Here is a 13605-nt window from a genome sequence, read left to right on the forward strand (position 1 = left end):
CCGCTCCGGACATGGGAGGGTTGCCGCAGGCCACCCCCCCGCGGCGCGATCAGCCGACGGGTCCGGGCCGGAGGGGCGTCAGCCCGGCCTCGATCTCGGCCCGGCGCGACTCCAGGAACGGCGGCAGGGCGAGGCGCTCGCCCAGACTCTCCAGGGGCTCGTCCGCGGTGAAGCCCGGCCCGTCGGTGGCGATCTCGAACAGGATGCCGTTGGGCTCGCGGAAGTAGAGGCTGCGGAAGTAGTAGCGGTCCACCGGCCCGCTGCTTGGCACCCGCGCCGCCCCGAGCCTGTCGGCCCAGGCCTCGTAATCCCCGTCCGGGATGCGGAAGGCGACGTGGTGGACCGCGCCCGCGCCCTGGCGGGCCGGCGCGGACCGGTCGGTCAGCAGCTGGAGTTCCGCGGCCGGGCCGCCGGAGCCCATCGCGTAGACCTCCACCGGGCCGTCCCCCGTCTCGAAGGCGCGGTCCCGGCGCATGCCGAGAACCTCGGTCAGCACGGCGGCGGTGCGGGCCGGGTCCGGCACCGAGAGCCGGATCGGGCCGAGGCCGCGGATCTGGTAGGCGGGCGGCACCGGGGACCCGTCCCAGGGATGCTCCGGCCCGGTCCCGCCATCGTCCACCAGGGCGAGGCGCTGGCCCTCCAGATCCTCGAAGTCGAGGGTGAGGCGCCCGTCGCGCGCGACGGGCTCGGCCTCGACGAGGCCGGCCTCGCGCAGGCGCGCGTGCCACCACGCCACCGCGCCCTCGCCCGGGACGCGCAGATGCGTGCGGGTGATGCTGCTGGAGCCCCGCCGCTCCCGGGGGGCGGGCCAGTCGAAGAAGGTGATGTCGGTGCCGGGGCTCGCCAGGCCGTCGGCGTAGAACAGGTGGTAGGCCGAGACGTCGTCCTGGTTCACCGTCTTCTTCACGAGCCGCAGGCCGAGCGTGCCCGTGTAGAAGGCGACGTTCTCCGCCGCGCGGGCGGTCACCGCGGTGAGGTGGTGGATGCCGGTGAGCTGCATGTCGGTCCCGGGGTTCGCCGCGTCGCGCCTCAGGTGGGGAGCGTCGGCGGCTTTGCGAGCGCCCCGCGGATCAGGAGGCCGGCACCAGTTCCTCTGGTGCAGCTCCGCGGTCGGCCTGCACCGGTCGTCGTCCGAGAGGCGCCACGCCCGTCCAGGCCGCGCCCCGGAACGACGGCGCGGCCGCTACGCGACGATCGACACCCGGACGCGGTGGATTCCGGTGAATGGCGTTTCCGCGCCCTGCCCCTCAGAGCCCGACGGGCCTGCCGGCGGCGACCACCAGCATCTTGCCGTCCGCGAAGGTGCGGGCGGCGGCCCGGCGGATATCCGCCTGGGTCACGGCCGAGACCATGGCGTTGCGGCGGGCGATGTAGTCCATGCCCAGCTCCTCGAAGGCGATCTGCACCAGCTGGTGGGCGATCTTGGTGGAGGTGTCGAAGCCGAGCGCGTAGGAGCCGGTCAGGTAATCCTTCGCCTTCTGCAGCTCCTCGTCGTCCGGACCGTCCGTGATCAGCCGGCCGATCTCGTCGCCGATCACCGACAGGGCCTCGCCGACGCGCTCGTTCTTGGTGGCGGTGTAGCCCCAGGTCATCGCGGCCGACCGGTGGCTGACCAGCGAGGTCCCGACCGAGTAGGCCAGCCCGCGCTTCTCGCGCACCTCCTGGAACAGGCGGGAGGTGAAGGCGCCGCCGCCGAGGATGTGGTTCAGCACGTAGGCCGGGATGAAGTCCGGGTCGCGCCAGGGCACACCCGCCATGCCGAAGCGGATGACCGACTGGGGCACGTCGAGGTCGACGACGACGCGCTTGCCGAGTTCGTGCACCTCGGTGCGCGGCACCGCCTTCAGCTCCCCGGCCTCCGGCAGGGCCCCGAAGGCGCGGTTCAGGCCCTCGGCGAGCTGCTCGGCGCCGATGGCGCCGACCGCCGCCACCTTCACCCGGCCCCGGCCGATGATGCGGGCATGCATGGCCAGCAGGTCGTCCCGGGTGATCGCCGTCACGCTCTCCACGGTGCCGGAGGACGGGCGGGCGTAGGGATGGCCGGCGAACGCCTCCTTGAAGAAGCGGCGGGAGGCGAGCACGCCCGGATCGTTCTGCTGGTAGCGCAGGCCGGCGATGATCTGTCCGCGGACGCGCTCGATCGCGTCGGGGTCGAGGCGGGGCTTGGCGAGCGCCAGGGCGAGGAGCGCGATACCCTCGTCGGCATGCTTGACCAGCATCTTCAGCGAGCCGCCGACCGCGTCGGCGCCCGCGTGGAACGACAGCTCGATCGCCCGGGCGGCGAGCCGCTCCTGGAACAGGTCGGAGGTGAGGTCGCCGGCGCCCTCGTCGAGGAGCCGCGCCAGCATCTGCGCGCAGCCGGCCTTGCCGGCCGGATCCTGGGCGGCGCCGCCCTCGAAGGTGAAGGCCAGGGCGATCATCGGCACCACCGGCGACTCGACGTGCCACGCCTCGATGCCGGGGGCGGTCGTCACCGGCAGCGCCGTGGTGGGGGAGCTGACGGTTTGGGCGGTGGTCTCGACCAGAGTCTCGGCCAAGCTCATGGGAACCTCGTGTCTCTTTCTCGGGCGACGGCGGAGCGGGCCAAGGCTCCCGTTCGGCACACGCCCCGCCCGGACCCGTCACGGGCCCGGAGGGACGCACCCGGGGTTACTCGGCGGCCATCGCAACCGGGGCGTCGGGATCCTGCGCCTTGGTCAGGTAGCCGGTGACCGAGCGGGCCGGCGTCAGCCAGCGCTCGGCGGCGCTCTTGAGGCGATCCTGCGACACCGCCTCGATGTCGGTCGGCCAGCGGCGGACCTCCTCGATCGTCTCGCCGATCGCCAGCGCCGAGCCGTAGATCCGGGCGAGGGACGACTGGCTGTCGGAGGAGTAGACGGTCTCGGCCACGAGGCGGGTCTTGGCCCGCTCGATCGCCTCGGCGTCCAGCGCCTCCGCGGGCGCGCGGCGCAGTACCTTGTCGACGGCCTCCTCCAGCTTCTCCAGCGGCACGCCCTCGGCGGGCACCGCATAGACGGAGAAGCGGGTGTCGTCGATCGCCGAGCCCATGTACCAGGCGCCGGCATTGACCGCGAGGCCAGTCTCCATGACCAACTTGCGGTAGAGGTAGGAGGTCGAGCCGCCGCCCAGCACCTCGGCCAGCAGCTCGAGGTCGTGGCAGCCGCCGTCCCGGGCGGTGATGCAGGAGGGGGTCAGGTAGAGCCGCTGCAGGGTCGGCTGCTCGACCTTCGGATCGGCGACGGCGACGCGGCGCAGCGCCTTCGGCTCCGGCTCCCGGGCCCGCACGCGCTCGGGCCGGGCGCCCTGGGGCGTCACGCGGCCATAGGTGGCCTCGGCCAGCCGCCGGACCTCGTCCGGGGTCACGTCGCCGGCCACGACCAGGATGGCGTTCTCGGGGGTGTAGAAGCGCTTGTAGTAGGCCAGCGCGTGCTCGCGGTTCAGCCCCTCGATCTCGTGCATCCAGCCGATGATCGGGATTCCGTAGGGGTGATGCACGAACAGGCCGGCGGCCATCGCCTCGGAGAGCTGGGCGGAGGGGTCGGTCTCGACCCGCATGCGGCGCTCCTCCAGCACGACGTCGCGCTCGGGCGCCACGACGGCGTCGTCGAGGACGAGGCCGCTCATGCGGTCGGCCTCGAATTCCATCATGGTGCCGAGATGGTCGCGGGCGACCCGCTGGAAATAAGCGGTGTAATCGTAGCTGGTGAAGGCGTTCTCCTGGCCGCCCAGGCCCGACACCGCCTTCGAGAAGGCCCCGACCGGGTGCTTCTCGGTGCCCTTGAACATCAGGTGCTCGAGGAAGTGGGCGATGCCAGACTGGCCGAGCGGATCATCGGCCGAACCGTTGCGGTACCAGATCATGTGGGTGGCGACGGGGGCCCGGTGATCGGGGACGACCACCACGTCGAGGCCGTTGTCGAGGGTGAAGGCCGTCACCTCCGGTCCGCCCGCCTCGGAACGCCCGAACGGCGCGGCCTCGCCCCGGCCGGCGCTGCCGCCGTAGGACGAGCCCGGACGCAGCGGGAAGAGGGGGGGCGTCGCCTTCCTGAACAGGTGCATTCCGCTTTCCTTCTGCCGGCCCCGATCCATGGAAGCGTCCCGCGTCGGGACGCTTCCATGGATCGGGGCCGTCCTGGTCGCCGGCGCGCAAGAACCGCACCGGGACGATCATCTCATGTTGCCATGCCGTGTCGTCGTTGCAACGGCGACACGGCGCCCCCGTTTACTGCTGCGCGCGCTGACGGAGATACGCGCCGGGATCCGCCTCTTCGCGTTCGCGGCTGGCGTTGTTGATCGGGTCGCTCGACGGCGGACGGACCAGCTGCTTGGGCGACTGCCGGTATCCGGTCGGCGGATCCGTGAGCGTATCGCGGCTCGGCTCGATGTCGGAGGGCTCGGCATTGGCGCTCTTGCCCTTGAGCAATTCGAAGGGGCTGAGCAGGCTGTCGTCGCGGTTGTTGTCGCCGGGCTTGCGCTCGGCGGTGGTCGTGAGGCCCGCTCCGGCGCGGCGGCCGCCCCGCATCTCGTCCACGGAGAGCGTCGCATTGTTGTCGTCGTAGCGACCCTGAGCTTGGGAGCCCTTCGGGTTGCGCCGTTCAACGGCGGCGCGCTCGCGATTCACGATCTCGGGATCCTTCGGCCAGGCGGAGCTGCTGGAGCGGGCCCGCGGCTGGGGCAGGGCCTTGCCGTCGATCTTGGGCGGCATCACCAGCGGCGGCCGCTCGTGATAGTCGATCGGATCTTGGCGCTTCTCCAGGAGGCCGATGCCCGACAGGGCGTCGCGCATGAACTCGCCGCGCTCCTGCGCGTGCGCGGGCCCGACGACGCAGAGCGGAGCCAGGGCCACCGCGGCGGAGAGGAGGGGACGAAGCCTGCGATGCCCAGTCATGCTGCCTCACGGGTTCCGGACGGAGCGTCCGGCTCTGGGACGGCCGCGGCGCGGCCTGATCCGACGGGTCCCGGCCTGAGACCGGTTTCCGGCGATCGTATGGCGCCTTGACTGCGTCGCGCCAGGAGGGGGATGCGGCTGGACCTGTGTGTTGCAGGGATCACAGGCGCGGCGCCGGATCGCCCTGCGGCGGAGAAGTCCGTGCCTTGCGGCTGTCCGGGGACAGGCTGTCGAGGATCAGGCCGATCACGCCCGCCACGATCGCCGCATCGGCGACGTTGAACACGTACCACGACCAGCCGCCGGCATGCAGGTGGACGAAGTCGAAGACGGCGCCGTAGGCGGCGCGGTCGATGGCGTTGCCCAGGGCGCCCCCGACGATGAGCCCGAGGGCGACGGAAAGGAGCCGCGAGGAGGCCCGGCGCATCCAGATGCCGAGGCCGATGGCGGCGACGAGCGACAGGGCGACGAGGAGCCAGCGGCCGAGGCCGCCCTCCTGCTGGAACAGGCCGTAGGAGACGCCCCGGTTCCAGACCACGACGAGGTCGGCGAACGGCGCCAGCCGCCAGGGCTGCGTCAGCACGAGGTCGGTGCCGAAATAGAGGCCGAGCTTGGTGGCTTGGTCGAGGACCAGGGTGAGGACGAGGGCCGTGAGGCCGGCGCGGAAGGGGGTCATGGCCGGCGACCCAGTGACCCGCGCCGCGCGGGCGTCCCTCTCCGCAGGCTACGATGGTCACGCATCTCTGTTGAGCACCGCCGCTGGCGATGGAGCGCGCCCTGCTCCCTCTCGCGTGCGGGAGAGGGAGCAGGGCGCGCTCGATCCTGAGCCGGTGTGGTCGGAGCCGATGTGTGATTCCGCGAGCCCGCTCGGGGGAGGGTGCCCTGAGCAGCGGGGGGGAGAGGGGGGCGACGGTGCAGAAAATGGCTGTGGGCTTCAAAACGGTCGCGCCGCATCCGGAAGCCGGGCTCCCCCCTTGCGGGACTACGTCCCGACCCGACCCTCGCTGGCGCGAGAGCCACGCCCCCCCGAAGAGGGGGGGGAGAGAGCACCGTCGCGACCCTCCTCACGCCGCGCTCGCCTCCGGATGCGCCCTGTCCCACTCGCGCAGGGCCTGGGCGTCGCGGGGCGTCACCTCCGGATAGTCCGGATCGCTGCCCACGCTCGGGCTGACCCGCCAGGAGCGAGCGCATTTGCGGCCCTCGGCCGGGCTCGGCACCACGGCGACGCCGCGCACCTCGTCGAGGCGGAAGGCCTCGGCCGGTCCGGCGCCCGCCACCACGGAGATGTCCGAAGTGATGCAGGTATCGGCAAAGTCGCAGCCCTCGAGCGCCGCGAGCAGCTCGGGATCCGCAATGTAGACTTGCGGCGCCGCCTCCAGACTCGCGCCGATGCGCTTGGCCGCGCGCTCGATCTCCAGGGCGCCGGTGACGACACGCCGGACCCGCCGGATCTTGTGCCAGCGCTCCGCGAGGGGGGCGTCGAGCCAGTCCGCCGGGGTCTCCGGCAGGGTCTGAAGATGCACCGAGCCGTCCTCGGACGGGTAGCGGTCGAGCCACGCCTCCTCGGCCGTGAAGGCGAGCACCGGGGCGAGCCAGACCGTCACCCGCCGGAAGGCCTCGTCGATCACCTGCAGCGCCGCCCGGCGACGCACCGACGAGATCGGGTCGCAGTACAGGGCGTCCTTGCGCACGTCGAAGTAGAACGACGACAGGTCGCCGGTCATGAAGCCGTTGAGCAGCGCCACCACCCGCTTGGTATCGAAGGTCGCGTAGGCCTCGCGGATCTCACCGTCGAGCTCGGCCAGCCGGTGCAGGATCAGCCGCTCCAGCTCCGGCATGTTTTCGTACGCCACATCGTCGCCCGGCACCCGGTGCGCCAGGGAGCCGAGCATCCAGCGCAGGGAGTTGCGCAGCTTCCGGTAGGTCTCGGCAAACGTCTTGATGATCTCCGGGCCGATGCGCAGGTCGTCGGTGTAGTCGGAGGCGGCGACCCACAGGCGCAGGATGTCAGCGCCGGAATCCTTGATGATGCTCTGCGGCGCGACGACGTTGCCCTTCGACTTCGACATCTTCAGGCCCTTGCCGTCGAGCACGAAGCCGTGGGTCAGGACGACGTCGTAGGGGGCCCGGCCGCGCGTGCCGGCCGATTCGAGAAGCGAGGACTGGAACCAGCCGCGGTGCTGGTCGGACCCCTCTAGGTACATCACCCGGTCCTGCCCGCCGTCGCGGACGCGCGTGACACCGGCCAGGCCCGGGAAGGCCTCGGGATCGTCCAGCACGAAGGCGTGGGTTGAGCCCGAATCGAACCAGACGTCGAGGACGTCGGTGACCTTCTCGTAGGCAGCGGGGTCGTGGTCCGGCGCCAGAAACCGCTTCGCGGCGTCGTCCCGGAACCACGCGTCGGCGCCCTCCGCCGCGAAGGCGTCGCGGATGCGGGCGTTGACCCGCTCATCCTTCAGGATCTCGGTCGTCTCGCGGTGGACGAACACGGTGATCGGCACGCCCCAGGCGCGCTGGCGCGAGACCACCCAGTCCGGCCGGTTGGCGACCATGCCGGTGATGCGGTTCTTGCCCTGAGTCGGCACCCATTGGGTGTCGTCGATGCCCTGGAGCGACACCTCGCGGAGCGTCCGGTTGCCGAGCGAATCCACCGGCCGGTCCATGGCGATGAACCATTGCGGGGTGTTGCGGAAGATCACCGGCTTCTTGGAGCGCCAGGAATGCGGGTACTGGTGGCGCAGCACCCCGCGGGCGATCAGCGCTCCGGCCTCCGTCAGCGCGGCGATGACCGCCTTGTTGGCGTCGCCCTTCTCGCCCTTGGCGGTGAGCACGCGGGTGCCGGTGAAGCCCGGGGCGGCCTCCGTGAGCACGCTGTCGGCATCGACCGTGTAGGGGATGGTCGCGTCGATGCCGCGCTCGCGCAGCAGCCGGCCATTGGCCATCCAGAGCTCGAAATCCTCGCGGCCGTGGCTCGGCGCCGTGTGGACGAAGCCCGTGCCGGATTCATCCGTGACGTGGTCGCCGTCGAGCATCGGCACGGCGAAGCCGTAGCCGCGCTCGGCCAGAGGATGGTCCAGGGTCAGGCCGGCGAGCGCCTCGGGGCGCACGTCGCCGACGCGCGCAAACGCGTCGACCCGGGCAGCCTTGAACACGGTCGCGGCCAGGCTGTCGGCGAGCACGTAGGTCTGGCCGGGGGTCGCCCAGTTGTCGGCCGGCGCCTCCGTGACCCGGTACAGGCCGTAGGCGATCTTCTTCGAGAACGCGACGGCGCGGTTGCCGGGGATCGTCCAGGGCGTGGTCGTCCAGATCACCACCCGGGCCGCCGCCAGGTCGCCCTCGGCGCCGGAGCGGATCGGGAAGGCCACGAACACCGTGTCGCTGACGTGCTCCTCGTACTCGACCTCTGCCTCGGCGAGCGCGGTCTTCTCGACCACCGACCACATCACCGGCTTGGAGCCGCGATAGAGCTGGCCGCTCATCGAGAACTTCATGAGCTCGTCGGCGATCACCGCCTCGGCCGGGAAGGCCATGGTGGCGTAGGGATGGTCCCAGTCGCCGGTGACGCCGAGGCGCTTGAACTCCTCGCGCTGCACGTCGAGCCATTGGGCCGCGAAGGTCCGGCATTCCTGCCGGAACTCGATCACCGGCACGTCGTCCTTGTTGCGGCCCTTGGCGCGGTACTGCTCCTCGATCTTCCACTCGATCGGCAGGCCGTGACAGTCCCAGCCCGGGACGTAGTTGGCATCGAAGCCGAGGGCGGTCTGCGAACGGACCACCACGTCCTTGAGGATCTTGTTGAGCGCCGTGCCGATGTGGATGTTGCCGTTGGCGTAGGGCGGACCGTCGTGGAGCACGAATTTTGGCCGGCCCTGACCGCGGGCGCGCAGCTTGCCGTAGAGGTCCATCTGCTTCCAGCGCTCGATGAAGAGCGGCTCGCGGACCGGCAGGCCGGCGCGCATCGGGAACTCGGTCTGCGGCAGGAACAGGGTCTTGGAATAGTCGCGGGCGGGCGCAGTCTCGGGGGTGGTCATCGGGTCTCGCATCGGCGGTCGGGCCGGCCGCAGGCCGGCGGAATCGGGTCAGGCGGCAGGAGGATCCCGGACCTCCGCGCGGCCGCGCCGAAGCGGGCCCTCAGGCGGAGGCCGGGCCGGTAATTCGGATCGGGCGGCCGGGGCCGCGCAGGGCGCGCGAAGCGTGCATGACGCGTTCTCTACCAGCCGCCCCGGCCCGAGGCCAGCGGCAGCGCGGATCACGCGCCCGTCAGATCGCATGAGACCTTTCGGCGCCTGAACCGTTGATGGTCACACCCTCCGCCCGGGCAACGGGGGCGGAGCAGACCCAGACCGACTCACAGGAGTACACCCATGAAGAAGCTTCTGATCGCGACCCTCGCCCTCGCGCCGATCGCCTTCGCGGGTGCCGCGCAGGCCCAGGGCACGGCCCGCGGCGCACAGCGCGGCGTCGAGGACGGCTCGGCCGCGGCCGGCCCGGTGGGCGGGGTCGTCGGCGGCGCGGTGGGCGCGGCCACCGGCACGGTCGGCGGCGTGCTTGGCACCGATCCGGATCCGGCCCGGCGTGCCCGCGAGAACCGCCGCGAGGAGCGGATGGAGCGCCAGGAGCGCCTCGGCCGCTAAGCTGATTTGAGCCGGCCGCCTCAGGCGGCCGGCCGCGCCTCCCGGCGAATCGTCTCCTGCGCCAGGAGGTAGAGGCCAGAGCCGACGACGATCATGGCCCCCGCCACGGTCCAGCGGCTCGGGACGTCGCCGAACAGCAGGAAGCCCAACGTCACCGACCAGAGCAGCTGCGTGTAGATGAACGGCGCCAGCACGTTCGCAGGGGCCCGGGCATGGGCCATCACCAGCAGCCAGTGGCCCAGCGTCCCGAAGAGCGCCACCCCGAACAGCAGCGCCCAGTGGGTCAGGCTCGCCGGGCTCGTCCAGATCCAGGGCAGGAGCGGGGCCATCAGCGCGAGGCCCGCGAGGCCCGTGTAGAACATGGTCGTGGCGGTCGAGTCGTAGGCGGCGAGCTTGCGCGTGATGATCGCGTAGAAGGCGTAGACCACAACGTTGGCCACGCAGAGCAAAGCGGCGGGATGCATCCCGCCGATGCCGGGCCGCACGATCACCAGCACCCCCAGAAAGCCGACACCGATCGCAGCCAGCCGCGCACGGGAGGACCATTCGCCGAGCAGCGGCCCGGCGAGCAGCGCCACGGTGAGCGGCGCAGCGAACTGGATCGAGATCGTCTCGGCGAGTTGCAGATAGCGCAGGGCCAGGAAGTTCAGCGCCGTGGAGGCAAAGAGCAACAGGGAGCGCGCGATCTGCAGCGGCAGGCGCCGGCTCTTCACGACGCCCGGCGTGCGCACCGGGTTGATGAACAGCGAGATCATGGCGACGCTCGCCGCGTAGCGCATGAAGGTGGTGACCAGCGGGTCGACGCCGGCCCGCGCCAGGGTCTTGCCGCAGGCATCGAGGCTGGCGAAGAAGGCGACAGCACCGCACATCAGGGCGATGCCGATGATCCGCCGGCGGCCGGCGAGGTCGGCCTCCGGAGCAGCGCGCGCGGAAGCGCTGTCATCGGGGACGGAGGTCGCGACCTGCGTGCTCATGCCTGACCAATCTCGGTAGAGGCCGGCTTCCTGCCACGCCCTGCGCCGCGCCGGTATCCGCCGCCGCGCAGGGGAACCATGCAGCCGGCACCGTCGCCCGGGTCGGCGCTGACCTCAGCGCCTCACCGCGGCCTTCTCGGCAGAGGGCGTCTTCTCGGCGGATGCGGTCTTGGTCGCGGTCTTGGCAAGCTTCGGCTTGGACGGCGTCGCGCCGGCGATCAGGGCGGCCAGATGCGACTGGTCGAGCCCCGCAGGCGCGCGCGCGGCCACCGGAACCGGCGCCGACACGGAGGCCGGCGCGGAAGTGGGAGCCGGCGCGGCGGCACGCTCGACGCGGCGCGGCTCGATGGAACCGGTCGCGGCCGGGTCGGCCAAGCTCGCCGTCGCGACGGGCACCGCGGATTCGCGCTGCACGCGCAAAGTCCAGTGGGCGGCGGTGGAGAGCGCGGCGATGCCGAGGATCGCCTTGATGCCGCTGGTGAGCAGGGCTCGCATGGTCGTCAGGCCCGAAAGAACGCGGTTACGCGGAACCGGATCCCCGGCCCCGACACATCATCGCGCAGGAGCGTGAACGAAGCCGCAACAGCCGCAGCAGACACTGTCCCGGAACGGGGCAGGCCGTGACCTGTTCAGGCCGGATTGCGCGCTCGACCGGGACTTGTGTGGGCCATGCGCCGGACCCGCGGTTCCTGTTCCCCGCGTTCCCGACACTCCTGCAGCAACTCGGCCCACTGAGCCTCACAGGAACGGCCCAGAGAACTGGTCCGGACCGCCCCGTCACTGCCGACCCCGCCGCCATGCAGGCCCGAGCGGGCTCGCGAAACCTTCAGGCGCATCGGCCGCTGGGGACAGCCCGTGTAGAGGGTGACAGCCGAGCCGGCAACAGAGGCGGAGCCGTTTCGGCGGCCCCCGCGGCGATCAGCGCTCCGCCGCGGCCGCGGCGAAGCGTATCAGCGCGGCGATCTCGGCCGCGCCGTCCTCCGCGGCGAGGCGACGGTAGAGCTCGGCATAGCCGGCGAAGACCTGCCGCCCGGCCGCGTCGGGCCCGAGGAACCCGGCGATCTCCTCCATCTCGGGCGCCCAGCGATAGGCCTTCGGCGCCATGTCGGGCAGGCCCTTGGCGAACCGGGCGAGGAGCGCCGGCTCGTTCTCGGCGAGTTCGGCCAGCAGCGCCGCGCCGGCGCCGGCGCGCTCGGCGGCGAGGATCATGAGCGCGGCCAGCGCCGTGAGACCCTTGTTGAGGCCGGCATAGCTCATCTTGAGGCTGGAGGCCGCGCCGACGTCGCCGGGGCAGACGCGCAGGTCGAGGCCGAGGTGGCGCAGGACCAGGGCCGGGGCCGTGTCAGGCCCCGAGACGTAGACGCGCGGTCCCTTGGCGCCGGGCTTCGGCGGCAGGCCCAGGATCGCGCCGTCGAGGAACGGCGCGCCGGTGGCCGCGACGATCCCGGCGATGCGCCCGACCGTTTCCGGGCTGACGGCGTTGGCGTCGATATAGACCGGCTTGCGCGGGGCCGCCGCGAGGGCGGGCGCGAGTCGACGGGCCAGCGCCTCCGCGTCGGCGGGCGGCACGATCGCGAGCAGGAGATCCGCGGCGGCGAGGTCCGCTTCGGCGGCGTGCACCATGCCGGCCGCCTCGGCGCGGGCCCGGCTCGCAGGCCCGCGCCCGTCGAGGGAGGTCAGCACCCGGGCCCCGTGCTCGGCGAGCCGGGCCCCGAGGGCGCTGCCCATGGCGCCCGGGGCGATCACCGCGACGGTGGGCACGGGACGCCTCCGGGCTTTCGGTTGCTACCGCAGCGAGCCGCAGAAGCGCTGGATGCGCCGGCAGGCTTCCTCCAGCACCGCGTTCGACGTCGCGTAGGAGATGCGCAGGTTCGGCCCGAGCCCGAAGGCCGAGCCGTGGACCGCGGCCACGCCCTCGGCCTGGAGCAGCTCCATGACGAAGTCCTCGTCGGTCTCGATGGTCTTGCCGGCCTCGGTCTTCTTGCCGATCAACGCCGCGCAGGACGGGTAGACGTAGAACGCGCCCTCGGGCGTCGGGCAGGTCAGGCCGTTGGTCTGATTGAGCATCGACACGACGAGATCGCGCCGCCCCTGGAAGGCCGCCCGGAACGTGGCGAGGTGATCCTGGGGACCGTCGAGGGCGGCGACCGCGGCCCATTGCGCGATCGTGCTGGCGCCGGAGGTCTGCTGGCCCTGGACGAAATCCATCGCCTTGATGAGCTTCTCCGGCCCGGCCGCGTAGCCGATGCGCCAGCCGGTCATGGCGTAGCCCTTCGAGACGCCGTTCATGGTCAGCGTCCGCTCGAGGAGCTGCGGCTCGACCTGGGCCGGGGTGACGAACGCGAAATCGCCGTAGGTTAGGTGCTCGTAGATGTCGTCGGTGAGGATGTGCACGTCCGGATAGCGGAGCAGCACGTCGGTCAGCGCCTTCATCTCGTCACGGGAATAGGCGGCGCCCGACGGGTTCGAGGGCGAGTTGAGGACGATCCACTTGGTCTTCGGGGTCAGGACCCGGTCGAGCTCCTCGGGCTGGAGCTTGAAGCCGTGCGCCATGTCGGTATCGGCGAAGACCGGCGTGCCGCCGCACAGGCCGACCATCTCCGGGTAGGACACCCAGTAGGGGCGGGGGATCACCACCTCGTCGCCGGGGTTCAGGGTGGCGAGGAACGCGTTGTACAGCACCTGCTTGCCGCCGGTGCCCACGATCGTCTGCGAGACCTTGAAGTCGAGCCCGTTCTCGCGCTTGAACTTGCGCACGATCGCCTCGCGCAGGGGCACGATGCCGGAGACCGGCGGGTAGCGGGTCTCGTTGCGGTGGATCGCGTCGATCGCCGCCTGCTTGATGTGCTCGGGCGTGTCGAAATCCGGCTCGCCCACCGACAGGCTGATGACGTCGACGCCGGAGGCCTTCAGGTCCCGGGCCTTCTGGGTCATCACGATGGTCGCGGACGGCTTCACCCGCGAGAGGACGTCGGCGAGGAGAGCCATGGCGTGCGGTGCTCCGGATTTTTGAGGTTGGGCGCCGCCTCTCCGCGGCGCGGCGGACCCTAGGCCCGGGACGCTGAGCCGGCAAGGCGGTGCGCGGCACGAAGCCGAAGCTCGCACCCGG

The 13605-nt window shown here is 71.7% G+C and carries 11 protein-coding genes; 1 reads left to right on the forward strand and 10 read right to left on the reverse strand.

Going from position 1 to position 13605, the window contains the following annotated elements; all coding sequences use genetic code 11:
* Positions 1-49 precede the first annotated feature (49 nt).
* The 6 genes from BLT59_RS02450 to ileS all read right to left on the reverse strand — a co-directional run bounded on the left by BLT59_RS02450 (position 50) and on the right by ileS (position 8919).
* Positions 50-1000: a ring-cleaving dioxygenase gene (locus tag BLT59_RS02450; protein ID WP_091776092.1), complete on the reverse strand. Its 951-nt coding sequence runs from the start codon at positions 998-1000 to the stop codon at positions 50-52.
* A 247-nt stretch (positions 1001-1247) separates the two neighbouring features.
* Positions 1248-2543, reverse strand: coding sequence for a M16 family metallopeptidase (locus tag BLT59_RS02455; protein WP_091776094.1), 1296 nt, complete (start codon positions 2541-2543; stop codon positions 1248-1250).
* Between the two features lie 106 nt (positions 2544-2649).
* Positions 2650-4059 (reverse strand): M16 family metallopeptidase, encoded by a 1410-nt coding sequence (locus tag BLT59_RS02460; protein ID WP_091776097.1) that lies wholly within the window; start codon positions 4057-4059, stop codon positions 2650-2652.
* Between the two features lie 163 nt (positions 4060-4222).
* Positions 4223-4888: a hypothetical protein gene (locus BLT59_RS02465; RefSeq protein WP_091776100.1), complete on the reverse strand. Its 666-nt coding sequence runs from the start codon at positions 4886-4888 to the stop codon at positions 4223-4225.
* A gap of 160 nt (positions 4889-5048) precedes the next feature.
* Positions 5049-5564 carry a signal peptidase II gene (gene lspA / locus BLT59_RS02470; protein ID WP_091776103.1) on the reverse strand — a complete coding sequence of 172 codons (516 nt, stop codon included), beginning with the start codon at positions 5562-5564 and terminating at the stop codon, positions 5049-5051.
* A 388-nt stretch (positions 5565-5952) separates the two neighbouring features.
* A complete protein-coding gene (ileS, locus tag BLT59_RS02475) occupies positions 5953-8919 on the reverse strand; it encodes an isoleucine--tRNA ligase (protein ID WP_091776106.1) in 2967 nt (988 codons plus the stop codon).
* A gap of 333 nt (positions 8920-9252) precedes the next feature.
* Here ileS and BLT59_RS02480 point away from each other — a divergent pair, with 333 nt between their 5' ends.
* On the forward strand, positions 9253-9522 hold the full coding sequence (locus tag BLT59_RS02480; protein ID WP_091776110.1) for a hypothetical protein: 270 nt from the start codon (positions 9253-9255) through the stop codon (positions 9520-9522).
* Between the two features lie 20 nt (positions 9523-9542).
* Here BLT59_RS02480 and BLT59_RS02485 read toward each other — a convergent pair whose 3' ends face one another.
* The 4 genes from BLT59_RS02485 to BLT59_RS02500 form a co-directional block, all read right to left on the reverse strand.
* Complete coding sequence (locus BLT59_RS02485; protein WP_091776113.1) at positions 9543-10496, reverse strand: DMT family transporter; 954 nt, start codon at positions 10494-10496, stop codon at positions 9543-9545.
* Positions 10497-10610: 114 nt separating this feature from the next.
* Positions 10611-10991 carry a hypothetical protein gene (locus tag BLT59_RS02490; protein WP_091776116.1) on the reverse strand — a complete coding sequence of 127 codons (381 nt, stop codon included), beginning with the start codon at positions 10989-10991 and terminating at the stop codon, positions 10611-10613.
* 423 nt (positions 10992-11414) lie between these two features.
* Positions 11415-12257, reverse strand: coding sequence for an NAD(P)-dependent oxidoreductase (locus BLT59_RS02495; protein ID WP_091776119.1), 843 nt, complete (start codon positions 12255-12257; stop codon positions 11415-11417).
* Positions 12258-12281: 24 nt separating this feature from the next.
* The gene (locus tag BLT59_RS02500) at positions 12282-13484 is read right to left on the reverse strand and encodes a pyridoxal phosphate-dependent aminotransferase (RefSeq protein ID WP_091776122.1); all 1203 of its coding nucleotides are present in this window, start codon (positions 13482-13484) and stop codon (positions 12282-12284) included.
* Between the last annotated feature and the right edge of the window lie 121 nt (positions 13485-13605).

Source organism: Methylobacterium sp. UNC378MF, from assembly GCF_900103195.1.
Lineage (GTDB): Bacteria > Pseudomonadota > Alphaproteobacteria > Rhizobiales > Beijerinckiaceae > Methylobacterium.